General features: G+C 37.9%; 20 protein-coding genes. 9 read left to right on the top strand and 11 right to left on the bottom strand.

From position 1 onward, the window contains the following. Positions 1 to 124 precede the first annotated feature (124 nt). From HDE68_RS10410 to trxA, 3 genes are all read left to right on the top strand, one after another. Positions 125 to 613: a lipocalin family protein gene (locus tag HDE68_RS10410; protein ID WP_183881518.1), complete on the top strand. Its 489-nt coding sequence runs from the start codon at positions 125 to 127 to the stop codon at positions 611 to 613. Positions 614 to 729: 116 nt separating this feature from the next. After that, on the top strand, positions 730 to 5,163 hold the full coding sequence (dnaE, locus tag HDE68_RS10415) for a DNA polymerase III subunit alpha (protein ID WP_183881520.1): 4,434 nt from the start codon (positions 730 to 732) through the stop codon (positions 5,161 to 5,163). A 72-nt stretch (positions 5,164 to 5,235) separates the two neighbouring features. Continuing rightward, positions 5,236 to 5,553 (top strand): thioredoxin, encoded by a 318-nt coding sequence (trxA, locus tag HDE68_RS10420; protein WP_183881522.1) that lies wholly within the window; start codon positions 5,236 to 5,238, stop codon positions 5,551 to 5,553. Positions 5,554 to 5,634: 81 nt separating this feature from the next. Here the strand turns inward: trxA and HDE68_RS10425 are convergent, their stop codons facing one another. Further along, positions 5,635 to 6,126, bottom strand: a complete 492-nt coding sequence (locus HDE68_RS10425) for a hypothetical protein (protein ID WP_183881524.1) — start codon at positions 6,124 to 6,126, stop codon at positions 5,635 to 5,637. A 48-nt stretch (positions 6,127 to 6,174) separates the two neighbouring features. Here HDE68_RS10425 and HDE68_RS10430 point away from each other — a divergent pair, with 48 nt between their 5' ends. After that, entirely contained in the window at positions 6,175 to 7,095 is a 921-nt protein-coding gene (locus HDE68_RS10430) for a DUF58 domain-containing protein (RefSeq protein ID WP_183881526.1), read from the top strand. 5 nt (positions 7,096 to 7,100) lie between these two features. Here HDE68_RS10430 and HDE68_RS10435 read toward each other — a convergent pair whose 3' ends face one another. The 10 genes from HDE68_RS10435 to HDE68_RS10480 form a co-directional block, all read right to left on the bottom strand. Continuing rightward, positions 7,101 to 7,544 (bottom strand): hypothetical protein, encoded by a 444-nt coding sequence (locus HDE68_RS10435; RefSeq protein ID WP_183881528.1) that lies wholly within the window; start codon positions 7,542 to 7,544, stop codon positions 7,101 to 7,103. A gap of 11 nt (positions 7,545 to 7,555) precedes the next feature. Further along, on the bottom strand, positions 7,556 to 8,254 hold the full coding sequence (locus HDE68_RS10440) for a hypothetical protein (protein ID WP_183881530.1): 699 nt from the start codon (positions 8,252 to 8,254) through the stop codon (positions 7,556 to 7,558). Between the two features lie 86 nt (positions 8,255 to 8,340). Next, positions 8,341 to 8,901 carry an RNA polymerase sigma factor gene (locus HDE68_RS10445; RefSeq protein WP_183881532.1) on the bottom strand — a complete coding sequence of 187 codons (561 nt, stop codon included), beginning with the start codon at positions 8,899 to 8,901 and terminating at the stop codon, positions 8,341 to 8,343. Between the two features lie 3 nt (positions 8,902 to 8,904). Continuing rightward, entirely contained in the window at positions 8,905 to 9,861 is a 957-nt protein-coding gene (locus HDE68_RS10450; RefSeq protein WP_183881534.1) for a transketolase family protein, read from the bottom strand. A 58-nt stretch (positions 9,862 to 9,919) separates the two neighbouring features. After that, a complete protein-coding gene (locus HDE68_RS10455; RefSeq protein ID WP_183881536.1) occupies positions 9,920 to 10,765 on the bottom strand; it encodes a transketolase in 846 nt (281 codons plus the stop codon). Between the two features lie 207 nt (positions 10,766 to 10,972). After that, positions 10,973 to 11,437 carry a thioredoxin-dependent thiol peroxidase gene (bcp, locus tag HDE68_RS10460; RefSeq protein ID WP_183881538.1) on the bottom strand — a complete coding sequence of 155 codons (465 nt, stop codon included), beginning with the start codon at positions 11,435 to 11,437 and terminating at the stop codon, positions 10,973 to 10,975. Positions 11,438 to 11,439: 2 nt separating this feature from the next. Further along, positions 11,440 to 13,161, bottom strand: coding sequence for a M23 family metallopeptidase (locus tag HDE68_RS10465; RefSeq protein WP_183881540.1), 1,722 nt, complete (start codon positions 13,159 to 13,161; stop codon positions 11,440 to 11,442). A gap of 5 nt (positions 13,162 to 13,166) precedes the next feature. After that, complete coding sequence (locus tag HDE68_RS10470; RefSeq protein ID WP_183881542.1) at positions 13,167 to 13,778, bottom strand: fumarylacetoacetate hydrolase family protein; 612 nt, start codon at positions 13,776 to 13,778, stop codon at positions 13,167 to 13,169. Positions 13,779 to 13,889: 111 nt separating this feature from the next. Beyond that, a complete protein-coding gene (locus HDE68_RS10475; RefSeq protein WP_221300707.1) occupies positions 13,890 to 14,408 on the bottom strand; it encodes a T9SS type A sorting domain-containing protein in 519 nt (172 codons plus the stop codon). Between the two features lie 150 nt (positions 14,409 to 14,558). After that, positions 14,559 to 15,503 carry a hypothetical protein gene (locus HDE68_RS10480; protein WP_183881544.1) on the bottom strand — a complete coding sequence of 315 codons (945 nt, stop codon included), beginning with the start codon at positions 15,501 to 15,503 and terminating at the stop codon, positions 14,559 to 14,561. 315 nt (positions 15,504 to 15,818) lie between these two features. Here HDE68_RS10480 and HDE68_RS10485 point away from each other — a divergent pair, with 315 nt between their 5' ends. From HDE68_RS10485 to HDE68_RS10505, 5 genes are all read left to right on the top strand, one after another. Next, positions 15,819 to 16,544, top strand: coding sequence for a porin family protein (locus HDE68_RS10485; protein WP_183881546.1), 726 nt, complete (start codon positions 15,819 to 15,821; stop codon positions 16,542 to 16,544). Between the two features lie 61 nt (positions 16,545 to 16,605). Beyond that, positions 16,606 to 17,820, top strand: coding sequence for a S41 family peptidase (locus tag HDE68_RS10490; RefSeq protein WP_183881547.1), 1,215 nt, complete (start codon positions 16,606 to 16,608; stop codon positions 17,818 to 17,820). A 642-nt stretch (positions 17,821 to 18,462) separates the two neighbouring features. Further along, positions 18,463 to 20,853, top strand: a complete 2,391-nt coding sequence (locus HDE68_RS10495) for an outer membrane beta-barrel family protein (protein ID WP_183881549.1) — start codon at positions 18,463 to 18,465, stop codon at positions 20,851 to 20,853. 92 nt (positions 20,854 to 20,945) lie between these two features. Next, a complete protein-coding gene (locus HDE68_RS10500; protein ID WP_183881551.1) occupies positions 20,946 to 21,086 on the top strand; it encodes a hypothetical protein in 141 nt (46 codons plus the stop codon). Between the two features lie 185 nt (positions 21,087 to 21,271). Continuing rightward, entirely contained in the window at positions 21,272 to 22,579 is a 1,308-nt protein-coding gene (locus tag HDE68_RS10505) for a hypothetical protein (RefSeq protein WP_183881553.1), read from the top strand. Positions 22,580 to 22,597: the final 18 nt, after the last annotated feature.

Here is a 22,597-nt window from a genome sequence, read left to right on the forward strand (position 1 = left end):
ATCAGACCTTCGTGGTTTTATGAGAAAGAATTTACATTTGCTTAACGTCTGCTTAGGTTTGTAAATTGACTTTGATCAATATACCTGAACAGATATTCTTACCATATTAAAATGAGGGAGCGCTATGTTAGAGAATAAACCTGTTGAAAAAGTTGATATAATGTCTTACGCAGGTAAATGGTATTCACTATATTCCATACCCACCTTTATGGACAAACACTGGGTGGAAACCACAGAAACCTATGTGATACATCCTGATGGTTATTATGCGGTTTTCACTACTTATAAATTACCTGCAGAAGAGGAGACCAAATACGTAAGATCAAAACTTATTGTGGTTCGCGGTACCAGTAATGCACAGCTTAAAGCACAGTTTGTCTGGCCCTTAAAAGTCGATTACTGGGTAATAGAGCTGGCCGAAGATTACTCTTATGTAGTAGTTGGGCATCCTAAGCATAAACATCTTTCCATTATGTCGCGCAAGCCTGTGTTACCGGAAACTCTGCTTGAAGAAATTCTGGGCCGCTGTGAAGAAAAAGGTTATGATATCTCAAAGCTTGTCTCACAGGAACATAAAGCTACAGTTCAAAAAGGAGAGATACATTCTTCCTGAAATTTATGATTTCTTAGCGGTAAGAATTTAGAAAGCTTCTTAAAAATCCGTAATTTTGTACCTCCCTTTGTCTGAGGAATTAAATTGGCAGCACAGGGCTTCATAATTACCCTTCTATGTATTTAATTTTTGATACCGAAACTACAGGTTTACCTGGCAATTACAATGCACCCGTATCCGATACGAACAATTGGCCAAGGTGTATTCAGATTGCCTGGCAGTTACATGATGCAATGGGAAATCTGGTTGAACATCAGGACTATCTGGTCAAACCGGATGGATTTAACATCCCATATGATGCAGAGCGTATACACGGTATTTCAACAGAATTAGCTACAGAGCAAGGTATTGAACTTGGGGAAGTTCTGGAGAAATTTAATATAGCCCTTTCCAAAGCAAAATTTGTAGTAGGACAGAATATTGGCTTCGACGTCAATATTATGGGATCTGAGTTTTACCGGATGGGTGTAGAAAGCCCTATGGCTCAAATGCCCGTTCTGGACACCTGTACAGAAGTCACTGCTAATTTATTAAAGATTCCGGGCGGCAGAGGGGGCAGGTTTAAATTGCCAACACTGACCGAATTACATAATTATCTGTTTGGAGTACCTTTTGCCGAAGCGCACAATGCAACGGCCGATGTTGAAGCAACCACTCGCTGTTTCCTTCAATTGGTTAAAATGGAGGTTTTTACGCCCGAGCAGCTTCAGGCCGATCAGGATTATATCCGTTCATTTATTGCCGTTCAGCCAGCCGTTATTCCAAGTGCTGGTATTCAGCATATTAACCTTAAAGCAGCTTCTGATGAAATCAGGAAAAGACAGGAAAAGGCTGAGGGGCCGGGAGTATCCAGACAAACTTTAAAAGACAACCAGCAAGAACTTAAGGACGCCACTTTTGTCCATCTGCATAACCATACGCAGTTTTCAGTCTTGCAGTCTACCATTAATATTCCGGGTTTAATTGCTGCGGCAGCGGCCGATAAAATGCCTGCGGTAGCGATGACAGACCATGCCAATATGATGGGGGCCTTTCATTTTGTGAACCAGGTACTCAACCATAACAAAGGCGTTGAAGCAAAAAATGCGGCTGCTATAGAGAAAGGCGAAGTGCCCACAGAAGTTCCGATCACCCCAATTGTAGGCTGTGAATTTTTTGTCTGTGAAAACCACCTGGATAAATCCCGTAAAGACAACGGTTATCAGATGGTACTGCTGGCCAAAAATAAAACAGGTTATCATAACCTGGCAAAAATGTCTTCAGTTGCCTATACCAAAGGATTTTATTACGTTCCAAGGATTGACCGGAATGTGATTGAGCAATACAAAGAAGATATTATTGTCCTTTCCGGAAACCTTTATGGTGAAATAGCCAGTAAGATTCTGAATATGGGTGAAAACCAGGCAGAAGAGGCGCTGATCTGGTGGAAATCATTATTCGGTTCTGATTTCTATATGGAGATTATGCGTCACAGTCAGGACGACGAAAACGTAGTCAATAAGACACTTGTTTCTTTAGCTCAAAAGCATGAAATTAAGCTGATTGCGACAAATAATACCTATTATATCAATAAAAAAGACGCCAATGCACATGATATTTTATTATGTGTAAAAGATGCTGAAAAGCAGGCGACACCAATAGGTCGTGGCCGTGGATACCGTTATGGTTTACCAAACCAGGAATACTATTTCAAATCTTCGGAAGAGATGAAAAAGCTGTTTGCGGATCTTCCTGAAGCAATTTTAAATATTCAGGAAATAGTAGATAAGATTTCCATTTACAAACTGGCCAGAGAGGTTCTCTTACCTAAATTTGATATCCCTGAGCAATTTTTAGTTCAGGAAGATGAAGAAGATGGTGGTAAAAGAGGAGAAAATAAATACCTGCGTCACCTCACTTACGTGGGCGCAGAAAAAAGATACGGGGAGCTCACTCCCGAAATTATAGAACGTCTGGATTTTGAACTCCAGACCATAGAGAAAACCGGTTATCCGGGTTATTTCCTGATTGTGCAGGATTTTATCAGAGAAGCCAGAAACCTGGATGTTTCTGTAGGCCCCGGCCGTGGTTCTGCTGCGGGTTCTGTAGTGGCTTATTGTTTATGGATTACCAATATAGATCCGATCAAATATGACCTCCTTTTTGAGCGTTTCCTGAATCCTGACCGTGTATCCATGCCCGATATAGATATCGACTTTGACGATGAGGGCAGGGGCCGTGTCATGGAATACGTAATCAATAAGTATGGTGCAAACCAGGTGGCACAGATCATCACCTATGGTACAATGGCGGCTAAATCTTCGATAAAAGATACTGCCCGTGTATTGGACCTGCCACTTTTTGAAGCAGACAAGATCGCTAAGCTGATCCCCAATCTGAAGCTCGCAAAAATCTTTAACCTGGATGAGAAGTCACTCAGAGGGGTATTGCGTGCTGATGAATATGAAAAGGTCGTTGAATTAAAAGATATAGCAGATTCAAAGAGTTTAAGTGCCGAAACCATACAACAGGCACGTATCCTCGAAGGGTCATTAAGAAATACAGGTATCCATGCCTGCGGGGTCATCATTACACCAGATGATATTACGAATTACGTACCTGTGGCTATGGCCAAAGATTCGGATCTTTACGTCACGCAGTTTGATAACTCGGTAGTAGAAAGTGCGGGACTGCTGAAAATGGACTTCCTGGGGTTAAAAACACTGACCCTGATTAAAGATACCGTTAAACTGGTGCGTTTAAGAACTGGTATCCAGCTTGATCCTGATGCGTTTCCTATTGATGATGTCAGGACTTATGAGCTGTTCCAGCGTGGAGAAACGATTGGTATTTTCCAGTACGAGTCTACCGGGATGCAGAAATACATGAAGGAATTAAAACCTACCGTATTCGGAGATTTAATTGCCATGAATGCACTTTACCGTCCGGGGCCACTGGAGTATATCCCGAGTTTTGTCCGCAGAAAAAATGGGGAAGAAGAAATAAAGTACGATTTAGATGCTTGTGAAGAATACCTGAAAGAGACCTACGGAATTACCGTATACCAGGAGCAGGTGATGCTTTTATCACAGAAACTGGCAGGTTTTACCAAAGGTGAGGCCGACGTTCTGCGTAAGGCAATGGGTAAGAAACAAAAAGACGTTTTGGACAAAATGAAACCTAAATTTGTTGCCCAGGCAGCAGAAAAGGGACATGCTCCGACTACTTTAGAAAAAATATGGAAGGATTGGGAAGCTTTCGCTTCTTATGCCTTCAACAAATCCCACTCTACCTGTTACGCGTGGATTGCTTATCAGACTGCTTATCTGAAAGCACATTATCCGGCAGAATATATGGCTGCGGTACTGACCAATAATATGAGTGATATTAAGCAGGTAGCCTTTTTCATGGAAGAGTGTAAACAGATGGGCGTGCAGGTATTGGGCCCGGATGTCAACGAATCCATTCTGAAATTTTCTGTAAACCCTCAGGGAGAGGTACGTTTTGGTCTTTCGGGAATTAAAGGAGTAGGGGAGAAAGCTGTAGAAAGTATTATCGATGAACGGAATACCAATGGGGCCTATAAAAGTATTTATGACTTTGCAAGGCGGTCTAATACCAGGACAGTGAATAAAAAAGCCTACGAAAGTTTTGTGTACAGCGGGGCTTTTGATAGTTTCGGTTCTCACCGGGCACAGTTCTTTTTTATAGGGATGAATGATAAGCTGAACGGCATTGAAAAGCTGATCAAGTATTCAAATGATTTCCAGAACAGTGAATCTTCTGCACAATCCTCTCTTTTTGGAGGTACAGTGGCAGATATGATTAACGAGCCTACTTTGCCCGTAGCTGCCGAATGGACTTTAATAGACAGGTTAAAATACGAGAAAGATGCGATCGGGATTTTCCTGAGCGGTCATCCGCTCGACAACTATAAATTAGAGCTGAAAGAGTTCTGTCAGCACAACGTTCGTCACCTGGCTGTTGTTAATAAAATACGGATGGGGGATACCAATGAAGACGTATTGGCAGAGTTTGAGCAAATAAAAAACAGAGAATTAGTGGTTGGAGGATTAGTGGTCATCTCTGCGCAGCGTATGACTAAAACCGGAAAACCATTTGGTACCATTGTTTTTGAAGATTACAATGACAGTTGTGAACTGGCCTTATTCGGAGAAGACTTTGTGAAATTCAAGCAGTTTATGACTGATGGTTATTTCCTGCAAATCCGTGGCCGTGTAGGAGAAAGGTTCCGGAAAGAAGGAGATTGGGAGTTTAAAATCACTTCTATAGCCCTATTGTCTGATTTAAGGGATAAGCTCGCTAAAACTATCACGATACAGATTCCAATTCACGGAATTAATGAACAGATCATCACCCGGATTCTGGCTATGATTGAAGAGAATAAAGAAAATACTGAGCAACAAAACTGTCAATTGAATTTTGTTGTATACGATAGAGAACAGAATGTTTCGCTCGATCTTCCTTCTAAGTCATTGAAAGTCAATCCTGATAACCAGTTTTTAGAGCAGTTGACGGCGCTGAATGTAGTAAGTTATAAGTTGAACTAATGTCATTTTGGCATTAGAAAATATGGTGGCATTACAATTGATTATATCTTTGTGTAAATAAAAATAAGAATTATGGCTATAGAAATCACAGACGCTAACTTCGAGGAAGTTGTGTTGAAATCAGATAAACCCGTTTTAGTAGACTTTTGGGCAGAATGGTGTGGTCCATGTCGCATGGTAGGTCCGGTAGTAGATGAAATCTCAAAAGAATACGAAGGAAAAGCAATCGTGGGTAAAGTAAATGTGGATAATAACCCACAGATTTCTACTCAGTTTGGTATCCGTAACATCCCTGCGTTGTTATTCTTCAAAAATGGTGAAGTAGTTGATAAACAAGTTGGTGCAGTTCCAAAATCAGTATTGGCTGGTAAACTGGACAAACAAATTTAATTAACCCGATATATATCAAAAAAAGCATCTGTATAACAGATGCTTTTTTTATATGCTGATATTTTGTGACTGGTCATTCTTTTACGGATTTTCATGAAATTGCTCCCCTTCATTTTCTTCAATAAACGTTTCTTCCCCTTTCAGCATTTGATCACTCCAATAGCAAAATACAGCTATAACGGTCAATACAACAATCTGTATATAAGAAATCTCAACAGGGTGGTTCCTGCTTAAATCAAACAATCCGGCCTTTGCAGCGATGCAGATCATAACGGCAAGGGTAAACAACCATTTGAAATTCCCGGTAGCACTGGTTAAACGGCTTAGATGCATTGGTTTCAGTGTTAAAGCACGTAATGCAGTAACCAAAAGCACTAAAAAAAGAATACTCAGCAGGATATATTTAAGAAAACCGAGCATAGGAATAGGTACCAGTTTAATCACCTCACTAAAAAAGTAACCGGAAGAAACCAGCCCGCTCAGAAATAATAACATATAAAAAATCACAATAGCCCTTAACAGCAAACGGTGAATGGCAGAATCGCGGGGGATAGGTTTTAAAGACTTATTCATTCTGTTTATGAATGTGGCAAGTTAGAGTTCTTTTGTTAAATTTACAAAATGGGCCTCTATACCGATCCGTTTGAATATCAATTTAACAGTAATCTGGAATTACTCGCTAAGCAGGTGGTTGAAGGATTTATCACCGGACTGCATAAAAGCCCGTTTCATGGATTTTCTGTTGAATTTGCAGAACACAGAGCTTATAACAGCGGGGATAACGTTAAAAATATTGATTGGAAGCTCTTTGCCAGAACTGATAAATTATATACCAAAAGATATGAAGAAGAGACTAATCTTCGCTGCCAGTTTGTAATTGATACTTCTTCTTCAATGTATTTCCCAGAGGGAGCTTATCATAAGCTGACTTTCTCTGTGCAGGCAGTAGCAGCATTGATTGAGCTGCTTAAAAAACAAAGAGATGCATTCGGATTGAGCCTGTTTACAGACCAGCTGGGTTTAAACACTCCTGCCAGATCGACAACTGTGCATCAGAAGTATCTGCTAACTCATCTCGAAGAGGTACTCAGAGCCCCTCAGATGAACGTAACAACGAAATTAGATGTCTCACTCCATCAGGTAGCAGAGTCGGTTCACAAGCGGTCTATGGTGGTGATTTTTAGTGATCTTTTAACAACAGCTCCTGCAGATCAGGATCAGGAAGCATTATTCTCCGCCCTGCAGCATTTGAAATTCAATAAACATGAAGTGATCATTTTCAATGTGAATGATAAAGCTAAGGAAGCAGATTTTAATTTCGAGAACAGGCCTTATCAATTTGTAGATATGGAGACTGGTGAATTGCTAAAGGCCAATGCCGCCACCGTAAAGGATGCCTATCTGAAATCTTACGGAGATTACCGTAAAATGCTCGAACTAAAATGCGCCCAGTACAAAATCGACCTTATTGATGCAGATATCGCCGCCGGTTTTTCGGGCATACTATCAGCCTATCTGATCAAAAGACAAAAGATGAATTAAACAGATTATTTTTTTGCTTCTTTATATCTGCTTAACAATTCTTTTTTAAAAGTCTGTTCAGCTCTGTAATATTTACCGACAACTTTAATTGGCAGGCTCTTTTTGAGCTGATTATAATATTTGCGGTCAATATTCAAATCTTTCTGTTTAAAATTGAGCTCATTATTAATCAGGCTTTCTACCTCTGTATCCGAAAGATTCTCAATCTCAGTAATTTTTCTAAAGCTGATCATATTCTTTCTGCGTTCCTGACGTAATTCATTCTGCTCATGCTGCATCGCATTATAAATAGGCCAGAATATCTTCGCTTCTTCGGGATTTAGCTCCAGTTTGTCTTTTAGGTAAGTGTTTTTATAAGCTTGAATTTCCTTACCTCTTCCTTCATTTCTTTGTGCAGAGGCAAGAAAGGGGAGAGATAAAAGGAAGGCGATAGCTATTAAATTTTTCATAGTATGTTGAATTATAATGCTGATGTCAGATCACTTTGAGAATAATTATTCAAAATATAAGTTTCCAGATCTGAGCTGGTCGTATTGTCACTTTGTACAGCGGTCGTATTTCCGTCAATATGATCAATGATATCCTGTTCATTCATATCATATAACATTTGCTCATTGGCTATTTCGGTAGCCTTGTTTTCCGCATTGAAGTTCTGCTGATTAAGGAAAAGGCCAAAAGCAGTAACCAGGATAAAACAAGCAGCTGAAGCATATTTGATCAGATCATTATGCCATAAACGGATAATTTTAGGCTCACTTTTAACGGTAGCTTTAGCCTCAATTGTCTTAGTGGCATGTGTTGTCCCGATTTCTTTATCCGAAAAACCCGCACCTGTTGTTTGAGCAAGTATACTGGATTGTAATTTCTGAAAATACAGTTCAGGTGTTTTAAAACCTTCAGACTTTGGAAGGGATTGTAAACTATGACCTGTGGTTTCAGCTAAAATACAGCCTTGCAAAATATCAAAGTATTGATCAGGTACGACAAATCCGGATACAGGAATAGCCTCCTTCAGCTCATTGACGTAAATTGCGCCATGAATCATCTCAGGTAGGGTATCAAAATACTGTTCCGGAACACTAAATGGATTTTCCTTTTGAAGGGAGGCCAGATAAGTGGCCTCTTTTTTCCACTCGTTGTCTTCTACATCGTGTTTCATTATTTGATAATTTAACTATTACAACATTATAATATCAGCTTCTACTAAAATTATATGCTATATGGATGCTATAAATCACAAAAGGTTTAAAAAGTAATGTCATCATTTAGCATAAAAACTTCAATTTTTTTTACCGCAATGTGAAATGATGCTTTTAATGCGCCTACTGACGTTCCAAGGATTTCAGAGATCTCCTCATATTTGAGTTCGTCATAGTACTTCATATTAAAAATGAGGCGCTGCTTTTCTGGAAGAGTCAGCAAAGCCTGCTGTAACTTCATCTGGATTTTATCTCCATTAAAATAAGAAGAAGCAATCAGACTTTCAGAAAGCTCGTCAGAGACATCGTCCAGAGAGATATTATTCCGTTGTTTCTTCTTATTTAAAAAGGTGATGCAATCATTTGTTGCAATCCGGTAGATCCAGGTATACAATTTAGAGTCGTTCCTGAACTTAGCCAGATTTTTCCATACTTTAATGAAAACCTCCTGTACCAGGTCATCTGCATCGTCATGGTCAATTACCAGGCGGCGGATATGCCAGTAGATCTTTTCCTGATATTTGGTAACGAGCAGGTTAAAGGCTTCATTACGCGTGCCCTCTACAGAGAACTTTGCTAAAATTTCATCATCTTCAACCTGCTTCATTGATTATTTTTTTCTTTTTATAACTTTTTGAGCTGCTTCAACAATGTTAATTGTATCCAGACCATATTTAGTCATTAGCTGATCTGGTGTTCCGCTCTCTCCAAAACTATCATTTACAGCCACAAATTCTTGTGGGGAAGGAAGTTCTGTACTTAATAAACGGGCAACACTTTCACCTAATCCACCAAATTTATTATGTTCTTCGCAAGTTACCACACAACCAGTTTTTTGAAGTGATTTTAAAATCGCTTCTTCATCTAACGGTTTAATGGTATGAATGTTTATAATTTCTGCATCAATACCCAGTTCAGCCAGTTGCTCACCTGCTTCAATAGCTTTCCAAACCATATGTCCTGTTGCAATAATAGTGACATCAGTACCTTCATTAACCATCCATGCTTTACCAATTTCAAATTTCTGATCAGGATCAGTAAATACAGGAATGCTTGGTCTGCCGAAACGAAGATAAACAGGTCCTTCATATTCTGCAATAGCTAAAGTAGCAGCTTTAGTCTGATTATAATCACAAGGATTGATCACAACCATTCCAGGTAACATTTTCATCAAACCTATATCTTCAAGGATCTGGTGTGTAGCACCATCTTCGCCTAAAGTTAAACCAGCATGAGAAGCACAGATTTTAACGTTTTTATTAGAGTAAGCCACAGATTGTCTGATCTGGTCATAAACTCTTCCTGTAGAAAAGTTTGCAAAAGTACCGGTAAAAGGAATTTTTCCTCCAATAGTCATACCTGCTGCAATACCGATCATATTTGCTTCAGCAATTCCGATCTGAATAAATCTTTCAGGAAATTCATCTGCAAAAGCATCCATTTTCAAAGAACCTTTCAGATCCGCACAAAGTGCAACGACCTCTGGGTTTTTCTGACCAGCTTCATGTAAACCAGCCCCGAAACCAGAACGGGTATCTTTTTTTTCTGAATATGTATATTTTTTCATGAGTCTCTTATTTTTTTTATTGCCTGTCCATCAGGACCGGCGCTTTTAATGTGATGAATTAATAGTCCCCTAATGTTTCTTTGTTCTGATTTAAAGCAGAAGCCAGTTGCTCATCATTAGGCGCAGTACCGTGCCATTTATGTGAACCCACCATGAAATCTACACCATAACCCATTTGAGTACTCATTAAGTTTAAGATTGGTCTGCCTTTACCAGTAAGTGATTTAGCATATTCCAGTGCTTTAACGATATCTTCCATGTTATTTCCATTAGAAGTAATTACATGCCAGCCAAAAGCTTCGAATTTTGCCTGCAGGTTCTCTAATGATAATACTTTTTCAGTAGGACCATCAATCTGCTGTCCGTTATAATCAATTGTAGCAATCAGGTTATCAACTTTATTGTGAGGAGCAAACATAATCGCTTCCCAGTTTTGACCTTCCTGTAACTCACCATCTCCATGTAAACTGAAAACCAATGAATGATCTTTGTTTAATTTCTTGGTTAAAGCTGCACCGATAGCTACAGACATACCCTGACCTAAAGATCCGGATGCAATTCTGATACCAGGTAAGCCTTCGTGTGTAGTAGGGTGACCCTGAACACGGGAGTTTAACTTTCTGAAAGTAGCCAGTTCACTCACTTCGAAATAACCAGAACGGGCAAGCACGCTATAAAATACCGGAGAAATGTGACCATTAGACAGGAAGAATAAATCTTCGCCTTTACCATCCATTTTAAAATCTGTGGAGTGGTTCATGGTTTCAAAATATAAGGCTGTTAAAAACTCGGCACAGCCAAGTGATCCGCCCGGGTGTCCAGACTGGCAGCCATGTACCATTCTTACAATATCTCTTCGTACCTGAGAAACAATGTCCTCTAATTCATTGATTGTATGTTTCATCTAATTTATTTATTGTCTTCTTTTGTCAGATGAAGGCGGTATGATTATAATTATAATCATACCGCCTTCATGTAAATTCGATTTTTATCTATTGATAGCAAATATAGTTTATTGCTATCGTTTATTATTTCATGTAAAAGCAATGAAATACCATTTAGCTTTGATATTATACGTTTACAGCGTTTGAAGTTTTAAAATAACAGCTTCTTAATTATTTAATAACTCCAGGATTTGTGCAGTTGAATTTTTAGTGTCAACCTTTTTAATGATATGTGCGATTACACCATTTTCATCAATCACAAAAGTAGTGCGGTTGGTGCCCATGTATTTCTTGCCATACATATTCTTTTCGCCCCAAACCCCGTAAGCTTCTACAATTTTTTTATCAGTATCTGCCAGTAAGGTAAAAGGAAGACTGTGTTTAGCTGCAAATTTCTGATGTGATTTTTCATCATCAACACTTACACCAAGCACAACAATATCTTTTGCTTTTAATCCCTGGTAATTGTCCCTGAAATCACAGGCTTCGGCTGTACATCCAGGGGTATCATCTTTAGGATAAAAGTATAAAACCACTTTTTTACCTGCAAACTGATCCAGAGAAACGGTATTCCCATCCTGATCCGCTGCGGTAAATTCAGGAGCTTTCTGACCTTCTTTTAATTCACTCATAACTATTTTATAAAATTAATTGAATACGTTTTAATATTTCCTTTCATGTCTTCCACTACCAGTTTGAAATGATGTTTTCCGGTGGTGGTACGCTCATCAAAAGAATGCCATAGGGTAGCAGTTTTCGTGTCAAATTCCATTAAAACCCAATTGCCATCAATATAGCCATTAAAGCTTTTAATCCCGGAAAGGTTATCATGAATTTTAAAAATCATTTTTGCTATGCCAGCCATATTTTTGCCATCGGCGATGTTCACCGGGGTAACAGAAGGGGCAACAGTATCCACGGCGATATAGAAACTGCCGAAATTCCTTGGCGTAGCCTTAACATAACCATTTTCGAAAACACCACCTTGTGAAGCACCACTGGTACTCACAATCACAGCTTTATCTTTTAATGCACCTAAACGGGCATCGGCTTTAATCCATAAATCAAAACCAATATGTAAAGGAGTAAGGTTATTGTGAATCTGATAAACAGGAGAATATGCACCTCTTGCAGGCTCGGGTTTAACTTTATAAACCAGGTTGAAATCATTGTATAAAGTTCCTTTTGGCAATACCACTTTAACACCAGCAGTCGAGAATTCATTCTCTTTATTATAAAAGAAAGGAATACCATCCGGCTGGTCGGGAGTAGAGATAACCGTCTGGCCGTCTGACTTTACTGTAAATGGCAATATGCTTTTATTCCCTTTGGCATCGGTGACAATATATTTCAGTTCATGGACCTGCTGATCTTTAAATTCAATCCTGCCATTGTTAACCAGGTTACTATAAATCTGTAAAGGATTCCCGGGATCTACAAAGCTTTTCTGGATACTTCTTCTGGAAGTCATCAATGCCGGATAATCGATATGCGAATTAATCGCCTTGCTATTTTCAAAAGCAAACTTCTCTAAAGAAGAAGTAAATACCGTTTGGCCATCTACCTCGAGTTCAATAGAATATACACCATTAATTCCAGAGGCTCCATTATGTCTGTCTGTAGCTGTAATTCCAAATCCAACCTCACCGCTTACGATAACCGGTCCGGCTTTGGCAACTGCATATTTCCCTGCGGCACCGGTAATCGGGATGGCTATTTTAGGTGTATATTCACTAAAAGGTTTTTTATTCAGCTTATAAACATATAAGGAATAAATAACCGGAGGAATATTATCCGGGATCTGTATGCCAAATAGCTGTGGGTTAATCGTGTTTTCTGTTTTAGAATCCCTGATTTCAAAATGAAGGTGAGGGCCTCCTGAGCTTCCGCGGTTTCCGGAATAGGCAATAACATCACCTTTATGTACCGGAAATAAATCTGCGGCAGGAAATTCATCCAGCTCAAATGTTTTTTTCTGATATTCCAAAGCTTTTACTGCTTCTGCGATTTTAGGGGCAAAGCGTGATAAGTGGCCATATACAGAAGTATATCCATTGGGATGTACCAGGTACAATGCCAAACCAAATCCACTATTTTGTACCCGCATTCTGGAAACATAACCATCTGCAATGGCATGAACCGGATAACCTTCGCGCTGATTGGTACGGAAATCTATTCCCGAATGGAAGTGATTTCCTCTCAGCTCGCCAAAAGAACCTGCAAGTGCCGGAGGAACAATGTCCAGCGGCGGACGGAAATCTACCAGCGGATACTTGTTATTACTAAAAATCTGCTGTGCCTGTGTACTGATTGTCAATACAGAAAGGAGAAACAGGAATATGCTTTTTTTGATCATCAAGATTATTTTATATCGAAATTCAGAAACTGTTCTTTACCTATCCATGCCTGGAGCTTATCGCCCGGATGCACCTGGCCAACCCCTTCAGGTGTGCCGGTAAAAATCAGATCTCCTTTTTTTAAGGTGATGTACTGAGAAACGAATGCAATGATTTTTTCGAAAGAGAACAGGATGTTTTTAGTATTTCCATTCTGACGGGTTTCTCCGTTTACTTTCAATTCAAACTGCAGATCGGTCAGATCAGCAATGGAAGTTTTAGGGATAAAATGGCTAACAGCAGCTGAGTTGTCAAATGCTTTGGCCAATTCCCAGGGTAATCCCTTTTCTTTTAATGCAGATTGCAGGTCACGAGCTGTGAAATCTATACCCAAACCAATTTCATCATAATAATTAGCTGCGAATTTCTCTGCAATATGTTTTCCTTCTTTATTGATTTTGATAACTACTTCCAGTTCATAGTGAACATCTGAGGAGAAATCGGGGATATAAAAAGGTTTGTTGTCTTTAAGTACAGCCGTCTCTGGCTTCATAAAGATTACAGGACTTGTTGGGAGAGGGTTATTTAATTCTTTAGCGTGTGCAGCGTAGTTACGGCCAATTGCAATTATCTTCATGATGACTGGTATATAAAAAAACGTCTTTTATCTGAACATGCAGGTTGCATGATGCGTAAAAGTAATTATATCCGTTAAAAAAAAGATTGAAAAGGGAAATTAAAAGTATTCTTATAGAATAGAAATACGTTTCACTACGGTTTCTGAACCTGCAACAAAACGAAGGAAGTAGATTCCGCTGTTCAGGCGATTGGGAATAGTAAACGTTTTAGTTTGTTCTCCTGCAGACAGGCGCTCGTTAGATAAAGTAACTACTTCATTGCCCAGCAGGTCCATGATCTTAATAGACAGGTTAGACTCGCGTTCTAAACGTAAAGTAAGATTGATCTGGTCATCAACCGGATTTGGATAAACTTTAAGTACAGAAAGGATTTTATCAGGTCTGCCACTAGCTGATCTGCCATGTGAAAGCAGGCCGTTAGCTGGTGTATAGGATGATCCTGGGATGTAACTCGGTTTATAAGATGGTACATCGCCCCTGATCTGAGGAGTCTTAACAATTCTTTTGTATTTGGAATTAATGTTAACACTGTCAGAGCGTTGTGCAAAAACTGTAGACCCACAGCATACACTGATGCAAAAAATGCAAATTATGTAGAGGGCTGAGATCGTTTTAGTTTTTGTATTCATCTATTGCAACAAAAGTAATGAATAAATCTACACAATAATTAAACTTTTTTTTCATTCGGACAATATTTAACACATTTTAACAGTTGTGAAATCATCAATTATGCCTTAGTGTCTTTTTTACGTGTATATGGCCTGGTTTTTTAATTTTTGTTAATGATTTTTTAATGTTAATTGTTTAATTATCTGCTCTAAATTATCAATACGCTCAACAGATTTCTTTAATTGGTCGTTTTCTTTTTTTAAGTCGATCAGATGTAAAGTCAGCTCTTCTATTTTTTTTAGCAGTGTAGTATTTATCTCTCCCAGATTCAATCCATTTTCAGCTATTTCTTTTGCAGAAGGGATTTCAGGAAGGTGTTTATTAGCTTTTATAAAGGTTTCCAGATTAGCCAGGGACATAGGGGTATAATCTTTTTCAAATACATAATCAGGCCATGGGTTAGTAAGAGTTACCTGGATCTCAGTTGCCCATAAATTTCCGTTGACTGATAATTTTGCAGTAGGATTAGTCGTCCCAATGCCAACATTACCATTAGCGTTTAGCCTTAATGATGCTGTATTGGCCTGCGCTCCGTGAACAGCTATTTCAATAAAGTCCTGTGTATCGTAACCTCTGGTTAATAGTCTTTTATTTGCCCATACAGATCCATTGGAAGAATACATGTTCAGACTACTTCCGTCAATCATAGAAATACTTCCATTTACGGAGAGTTTATCTGTAGCTGCTGTAGTACCTATACCTATATTACCAATTGAATTGATATAAAAACTGGGGATGCCTCCCTGGCTTTCCAAATCGAATAAATAAAAATTTTGCTGACCATTAGCATTGACATCGTTGCCCATTTCCCATTTGGCCAGTCCATTGGCAGCCCAGATAATATCACTTGAACGGTTCCCGGCAGTAATCGAATTATCAAGGATTAATGCATTTCTGGATCCGGTAAAATTATTGGATTCTCCTCTGATGTGAAATGGGGCGGCAGGGGTCAGGGTACCAACTCCGGCATTTCTGGTTCCATTGAACTGATTAGTTTGTGCAAAACATAAATTGTAAGATACTGTTAGAATGAGGAGCGCTAATGATCGTTTCATTGGGTTTTTTTCTTTTAAAGAGTGTAAATAAATCGATATGGATTAAGTATTTAATTACTGGGCTAATTTGTTAATTTAAATTTTGTATTTTTTGCCTGTGTTGTTTTTGAGATCAGCGGATATGAATTAAGGATATCTGCGATCATACCCGATAAATAACTAATAGTATCTTTTTTATACATAACAGTACGTTTAAATGACATTGTGTTGCGTTTAATACTATTGTTTTTATAATTTAAGACCCGTTAACCAGATTGATTTAAAATCACATTTTATTCTGGTTTTAAGAAAAAAAATCAAAAACTAACCTATTCTATGAAAAAAAAATGTCTACTTTTTCTCCTGTGCATCATTGCCGGGACGCTTACACTGCATGCGCAGTGGTCTGTAGGGCTCGAAGCTGGCTACAACAAAAATTACATCTTTACGAACACCGGTTTCAGAGCTTTTACGTCTTATAAACCTTTAGAGGGATTTAATATTGGTATACCCGTAAAGTATACACTTAATAACTGGTTTGGTATTCAGGCCGATCCGCAGTTTATCCGTAAAAGCTATAAAATGGAGCGGTCCGGATATTTTGAAGGTATCTATCAGAAAAATACCAATAGTTATATCCAATTGCCTTTAATGGCGCATTTTACTTTTGGAGGAGAAAAAATTAAGGGCTTTTTCAATCTGGGTGGATATGCAGGCTATTGGACGGCATCACATATTAAAGGAACACAGCTGGATGCCTTTTCACAATCCTATGATCTTCCTGATGACTTTCAGGCTAAAAGAGCTTTGGATTTTGAACCAGGGTACAATTATGACGAGAAATATGATTTTGACAAACGTAAGGACCGCCGGATTGAGTTGGGCTTGCTGGCCGGAGCAGGTGTCAGCTATCAGTTAAAGTCCCGTTATGAACTGTTTGCAGAAGGGAGATATTACCGGGCACTGACTGATCAGCAAAAAAACTATATGCTTAACCAGATTCCCCGTTACAACGACACTTTTATAGTTCAGGTGGGTTGTATGTACCGTTTAGGCAAATAAACCCCTTCTCTAATTAGTCATTAAAGGCTCCGTCTAACAAAAACTTAAAATAAATCAACAGATGAACTCGATTTACCTTTTTTTATATAAAAATATGTTCCAGCTCGTTCTGGGAATTTTCGTGATCAGCACAGTATCGTCCTGCCGAAAAGAACTGCCGCAAATCAACCAGCCCGAACGTTATATCACCGGGAATTTTAGTGAAGCTTTTGAAGCCTACTGGAATGGGATGAACAATAATTATATTTTTTGGGATATCGACCCGACTAACTGGGATGATGTTTACAAAAAATATAAGCCATTATTCGCTCAGCTGAATATCAATGATTCTACAGATGTGAGAAAATCCTATACCTATTTTAAGGAAATGACTTCAAAGCTGGTGGATTCGCATTATGCATTGCAGATTAACAGTGGCTATGTAAAAGATTCAGCAACTTATATCAGCCCATCTGATTTAAGGCATCAGAAACAACCGGGTTATCATGGCAATATTAATCCTAATTTCTTTTACAGTACTATCCCTCCAAAATATCTTGATCCGGGTTATGTGAAAGGATTCTTCAATTTTGCTGATGGAAGTCAGTTTTTTGCCATCTCAGGAAAGATTAAAAATAATATCCTATACCTGCACTTTAACAGTTTTAAACTCAATACCGTTTTTAATGCGGCGACCCCGAATAATGCACAGAAAGTATTGAAATATTATTTTGACCAGTTAAAGACCACGCCCAATCTTAAAGGATTGATTTTAGATGTCAGAAGTAACGGGGGCGGTGCATTAGCCGATCTGGATTTACTGGTTGGCAGTTTAACGGACAAGGCTTATGTCATTGGTGCCACACGCGCAAAAGGTGGAATGGGGCGTCTGGATTATACGCCCTGGATACCAGCATCTGTTCATCCGGCTAAGGACGCAAAAACATTTACTGCTCCGATTGTGGTATTGGCAGATTTAAACTCGGTAAGCATGGCCGAAATGACAACTATGGCATTAAAAGCTTTACCTGCAAATAATGCAACATTTGTTGGAGAACGTACCTGGGGTGGAAACGGCCCGTTGTATGGAAATGATGATGTGTTCAATGGCGGGCAGTTTACAACCAGCTTCTTAAAACTAGTTTATACTTCAACACTGATGATGCGTTATAAAGATGGTAAAATCTACGAAGGAATAGGTTTCCCACCTGATATAGAAGTGAAATATAACAAAGCTGCGCTCGATGCGGGAACAGATCCTCAACTGGAAAAAGCGATCAGCCTGATTCCGCAGTAAACTTTACCAGGAATAATTTTCAGGAAATACTCAATTCTTAAAAGCCGTCTTCTATTAGTTTGGAAGGCGGCTTTTTGCGTGTTTACAGGCTAGAAGATTTCGAGTCTTTTACCGGTCTTGTTGTAGACATAGCAGAGATATGTTCAATAAATGCAGGAGCTATACACTGGCTATCATTGATACGAGGTTGAAGCGGGGTTGAAACGCCTTGACCCGTATCAACCCCGCTTTAAACTTTAACGGAACATAGGAATAATATTCAGTTGTAATAGTGTTGTCATTATTTGTGTAATTGTTTGTACTGTGAACATCATGTAGTTAATACGAAACCTGTAATTATGGGAATATAGTAACGTATGTGCTTATTCAGTTAAGGATATGGTTGGGAATTGATCTGTATTCCTTGTTGACAAATGTCTTTTTTTTGTGACAGATTACTTTATTTAAAGGAAAATTGTCCGGGTGATTGACGAGCTTTTGATCTCTATAATATATAAAAACAGGCTTTTTGAAGTGTAATTGTTTATTTTAATTATTTGCTTATCCTTTTTGTAAAATATTAGTATTTAATTGTTTGTTTTATTTGCTTATTTGATTTTATTTCATTTATTTTACTAAATAGCTGTTAATCAATGTCTAGTGATGAAAAAATCTTTATTCGTAATTTTTTCCTTTTTTTCTTTTTATCGTGCGCATTCGCAGGATAAAATGATTCATGGTAAAGTTGCGAATACAAGTAAGCAGGCTTTGGAGTATACTACAGTTGCTCTTTTCAAAAATGATACTATCCGCGTAAAAGAAACTATGACGGATAGTCTGGGCGCATTTGCTATCCATGCGCCACAAGGTCTTTATAACTTACAGTTAACGCAGTTTGGTCACGAAATATTTAGAAAATCAGTTCATCTGCAGCAGGAGAATATTGATCTGGGTGAAATATTGATTGATGAATCTTTGATGCTCAGGGGAGTTACGATTGAAATACGTAAAAGACTAATTGAAAAGAAGATAGACAGACTGGTTTTTAACGTAGAGAATTCTATAGCTGCTATTGGTGGAGATGCATTAGATGCTTTAAGGGTTACGCCCCGTGTAAAAGTGAAAAATGATGGGATCTCTATGGTCGGTAAAAGCGGCATGGCTGTAATGATCGATGACCGGATTGTGCAGCTTTCAGGCGAAGATTTGTTGAATTATCTGAAAACAATCAAATCTGAAGAGATAAAAAGCATAGAGGTGATTACCAACCCATCTGCAAAATATAGTGCTGAGGGAAATAGTGGGATTCTGAATTTAAGATTAAAAAAAGCAAAGAAAGATTCCTGGAATTCTTCTATAAGAACCATTTATAAACAGTCCACTTATGCTACCGGCTCAGTAGCAGGAACTTTTAATTATCAAAAAGATAAATTTACACTTACCTCAGGCCTAAATTATCTCGATGGTAAGTTCGCACCAGTAGAAAGCAATACTATTTATTATACTGAAAAAACCTGGAATGAAGTAAATAATCGTATTGATTATGAAAAATCATTTGGGGCAAGAATAGGAATAGAGTATGCGATCTCAAAAAAAATATCAACTGGATTTTCTTATAATTATATCAACAGTAAGCCCCACTCTGATAATAATAATATCAGCAGTATTTATAGCAAAGCAACTAACGGGTTAGATTCTACCGTGTCAACTATTGGTAATGAAAACCGGACAAAGAAAACAAACAGGTTAAATTACCATCTGATCTATCAGCTGGATGACCTTAAAAGAAAATTGACTTTTGATTTTGACTTACTTGATTATTCATTGGGCTCCAGGCGGCAATTTGTGTCAAATCGTTATTTGCCTGACCTGACCATACTGCCAGACGGTTATGAAGCTGCTTTAAGTCATGGTATTCAAAAAATAAAGAACTATTCTTTCAATTTGGATATGGAGCATCCTATAGGTTTTGCAAATCTTAATTATGGGGCCAGGATCTCTAATATTAAAACGAAAAATAACTTTGAGTATTTTGATATTATAGAAAATGATTATAAATATAATCCGGAAATCAGTAATGCCTTCCATTTTCAGGAAAACACGCAATCTTTCTATTTATCTGCTCAAAAGGAGTTTTCGGAAACCTGGCAGGCAAAAATTGGGTTAAGAGTTGAAAACACACAAACAGAAGGGAATTCTGAAACCCTGAGTCAAACCAATAGGTTCAATTATACAAAACTGTTCCCTACAGCCTATGTATCCTATGTTTTAAATCCGAATAATACATTTACATTAAATTATGGGAGACGAATAAAAAGGCCGGGTTACAGTCTTTTGAACCCTTTTCATGTAGTCAACTCTCCTTTTTCCTATTCAAATGGAAATCCATACTTACAGCCTTCTTACACGCATAACGTAGAATTTGAATATGGCTACAAAGACATCCTGATCAGTAAAGTATATTTTTCCTATTTGCAAAATGGATTTGATCAGATCACTATTATACATCCTTCTACCAATATTCAGCAGATCACACCAAAGAATTTTATGACCAGCAAAACCTATGGCTTTAATGAGACTTTAATGTTAAAAGGGTTTAATTGGTTGAATTTCAATTTGTCAGCAGATGTTTATTATGCTTCGACAAGGACGAGTATACCTGAAACACTGAATTTTAATGATGGCTGGAGTGGTGAGTTTTCAGTGAGTAATGATGTGATCCTCAATAAGAGTAAAACCTGTTTAATGAATGTTACCTATCAGTATGTCACTAGTGGAGTTGCCAATGTTTATACAAATAATTCGTCATCTAAGCTGGATGCTTCTTTCAAAATGCTGTTTCTGGATAAAAGGATGACTGTGGCTTTGAATTTTAATGATATTCTGAAATCTAACAAACCGGTCTACACTACTTATAATAACAATATAAAGAATTCATTTCAAAACTATTACGATGAGAGGGCTTTAAGATTATCCCTGATTTACAATTTTGGAAAGTCATTCAAAACCAAGCCTGATCAATCAAAAAATTCGGAGGAAATAAACAGGCTATAGGTCCTTAAGATAAAACCTTGCAAGGGAAGACCGATAAGAATATATGTCTTTAAACTACTATTCATCATCATAAATCTATAAAAAAAAGAACCATGAAAACTAAAAAAATTGATGCAAAAAGCTTCTTAAACGTAAAGACACTTTCTCCACTTGAAGAAAACCAAATTAAAGGTGGTATTGGCGTAAAAATTACCGTTAAAGAAAAAGAAAAAGAAACAGTTACTGAAGCTTAGTAACCTTTCGATGTATTTAGTGGCAATAGGAAATATTCCTATTGCCATTTTTATTCGTCAAAAAGAATTCACTTGTGGAAACCATCATGTGCTGCAGCGCAAAGCCGAAATCAACAAGGGGCTTAGCTGGGGGCTTGAACAACACATGATCGCTTCATCACCGATAACAAAATAATTATTTACTTATGAAAAATACTGTATTTAACGAGCAATGGTGGGATAACTTTTCTAATGAAAATAAAGACTTTACTGAAACATGTGTTGTAAAAAATGTCTTGTCAAAAGATTTGATTGATCTTTTGAATAAGGAGATCGCCGACTCATTAGTCAACCGCTTTGAAAAGAAAGACAGAGCCGGATTCAGAGTGTTTTTTCCGAAAGAAGGAAAAGGGATGGTGAACAGAGAATTTATAAATTTTCTATATGAAAACCCACCGCTCGAAGATGAAAATATTGTTGAATACTGCGAGAGAAGTTTTACTGATAAATTTGGTCTGATTGTTAATTCTGTTGAAAAATACTCAGACAATATTGCCGTAAGACTGAGAGATATTGTTGCGCCTCTTCTTGAAAAAAATGGTATACCTGTCTGTGGAATGCACGTTACAGTATTCATCGGAAACTATGGATGGACACCACTTGGTATTCATCAGGATGATAAGGGTGCAAATGTTATTCATTTTCATCTCGGTCCTGGAAATAAAACAATGTATACCTGGGATCAGGAAAAATATAAAGAGCTTACTGGCTTAAAACATAACAACCATGATATTGCGCCTCTTCTTCCTCATGCAGACAAACATGAATTTGGAGCAGGTGATCTCTTCTACATGCCATGGAATAAATTTCATATAGGATTTAGTGATGAGTTATCTGTTGGATTGACATTCTGGTTTGTAAATCCATCTAAAACTATATTCCTTGATAAAGTAATCAATACGTTTTTTAATAAGTGTCTGGATGCCGGGAAAGATGATGTCATCGTTGCTCAGAAAGATTTTCTTAACAACGAAGAATCATTTAATGATTTATTATCAGGTTTAAAGATCGATGAGACGACCTTACAAGGGTCTTTACAGGGATTTTTGAAAAAGATATATGACGAATATAAATACTCAATTTATAGTAATGGCGGTTGGGAATCACCAACAATTACCAAAGAAATAAACAGTGGTTATGATATAGATGAATATGAACACCTTATAGGTAAAAGTATTAAAATTATCAATCATTTTAGTATTGTACATGAGTATGACGGCAAGAGTGAAGAGTTTAGTATTTATGTCAGAGGGATAAAGATGGAAATGAGGTATCATCCGGAGCTTATCAGGATCATAGAAAAGTTAAACACATTCGAAAGCCAGAATGTAAAGGATTTACTGGCTGGATTAAGCAAGGAGTGGCCAGAAGAGATAGGCCTTTACTTTTTGTCACTCATATATGATAAAAACGGTTTTGAAATAGGTGAGCAGCAGCATCTCGTTATGGATTGAATAGTTAAATAAATTAAT

The organism is Pedobacter cryoconitis (assembly GCF_014200605.1).
Taxonomy (GTDB): domain Bacteria; phylum Bacteroidota; class Bacteroidia; order Sphingobacteriales; family Sphingobacteriaceae; genus Pedobacter; species Pedobacter cryoconitis_B.

What these genes read in the sequence shown, in the direction of transcription:
- HDE68_RS10410 (WP_183881518.1), top strand. Translation starts at nt 125, where the DNA reads ATGTTAGAGAATAAACCTGTTGAAAAAGTTGATATAATGTCTTACGCA.
- dnaE (WP_183881520.1), top strand. Translation starts at nt 730, where the DNA reads ATGTATTTAATTTTTGATACCGAAACTACAGGTTTACCTGGCAATTAC.
- trxA (WP_183881522.1), top strand. Translation starts at nt 5,236, where the DNA reads ATGGCTATAGAAATCACAGACGCTAACTTCGAGGAAGTTGTGTTGAAA.
- HDE68_RS10425 (WP_183881524.1), bottom strand. Translation starts at nt 6,126, where the DNA reads ATGAATAAGTCTTTAAAACCTATCCCCCGCGATTCTGCCATTCACCGT.
- HDE68_RS10430 (WP_183881526.1), top strand. Translation starts at nt 6,175, where the DNA reads ATGGGCCTCTATACCGATCCGTTTGAATATCAATTTAACAGTAATCTG.
- HDE68_RS10435 (WP_183881528.1), bottom strand. Translation starts at nt 7,544, where the DNA reads ATGAAAAATTTAATAGCTATCGCCTTCCTTTTATCTCTCCCCTTTCTT.
- HDE68_RS10440 (WP_183881530.1), bottom strand. Translation starts at nt 8,254, where the DNA reads ATGAAACACGATGTAGAAGACAACGAGTGGAAAAAAGAGGCCACTTAT.
- HDE68_RS10445 (WP_183881532.1), bottom strand. Translation starts at nt 8,901, where the DNA reads ATGAAGCAGGTTGAAGATGATGAAATTTTAGCAAAGTTCTCTGTAGAG.
- HDE68_RS10450 (WP_183881534.1), bottom strand. Translation starts at nt 9,861, where the DNA reads ATGAAAAAATATACATATTCAGAAAAAAAAGATACCCGTTCTGGTTTC.
- HDE68_RS10455 (WP_183881536.1), bottom strand. Translation starts at nt 10,765, where the DNA reads ATGAAACATACAATCAATGAATTAGAGGACATTGTTTCTCAGGTACGA.
- bcp (WP_183881538.1), bottom strand. Translation starts at nt 11,437, where the DNA reads ATGAGTGAATTAAAAGAAGGTCAGAAAGCTCCTGAATTTACCGCAGCG.
- HDE68_RS10465 (WP_183881540.1), bottom strand. Translation starts at nt 13,161, where the DNA reads ATGATCAAAAAAAGCATATTCCTGTTTCTCCTTTCTGTATTGACAATC.
- HDE68_RS10470 (WP_183881542.1), bottom strand. Translation starts at nt 13,778, where the DNA reads ATGAAGATAATTGCAATTGGCCGTAACTACGCTGCACACGCTAAAGAA.
- HDE68_RS10475 (WP_221300707.1), bottom strand. Translation starts at nt 14,408, where the DNA reads ATGAATACAAAAACTAAAACGATCTCAGCCCTCTACATAATTTGCATT.
- HDE68_RS10480 (WP_183881544.1), bottom strand. Translation starts at nt 15,503, where the DNA reads ATGAAACGATCATTAGCGCTCCTCATTCTAACAGTATCTTACAATTTA.
- HDE68_RS10485 (WP_183881546.1), top strand. Translation starts at nt 15,819, where the DNA reads ATGAAAAAAAAATGTCTACTTTTTCTCCTGTGCATCATTGCCGGGACG.
- HDE68_RS10490 (WP_183881547.1), top strand. Translation starts at nt 16,606, where the DNA reads ATGAACTCGATTTACCTTTTTTTATATAAAAATATGTTCCAGCTCGTT.
- HDE68_RS10495 (WP_183881549.1), top strand. Translation starts at nt 18,463, where the DNA reads ATGAAAAAATCTTTATTCGTAATTTTTTCCTTTTTTTCTTTTTATCGT.
- HDE68_RS10500 (WP_183881551.1), top strand. Translation starts at nt 20,946, where the DNA reads ATGAAAACTAAAAAAATTGATGCAAAAAGCTTCTTAAACGTAAAGACA.
- HDE68_RS10505 (WP_183881553.1), top strand. Translation starts at nt 21,272, where the DNA reads ATGAAAAATACTGTATTTAACGAGCAATGGTGGGATAACTTTTCTAAT.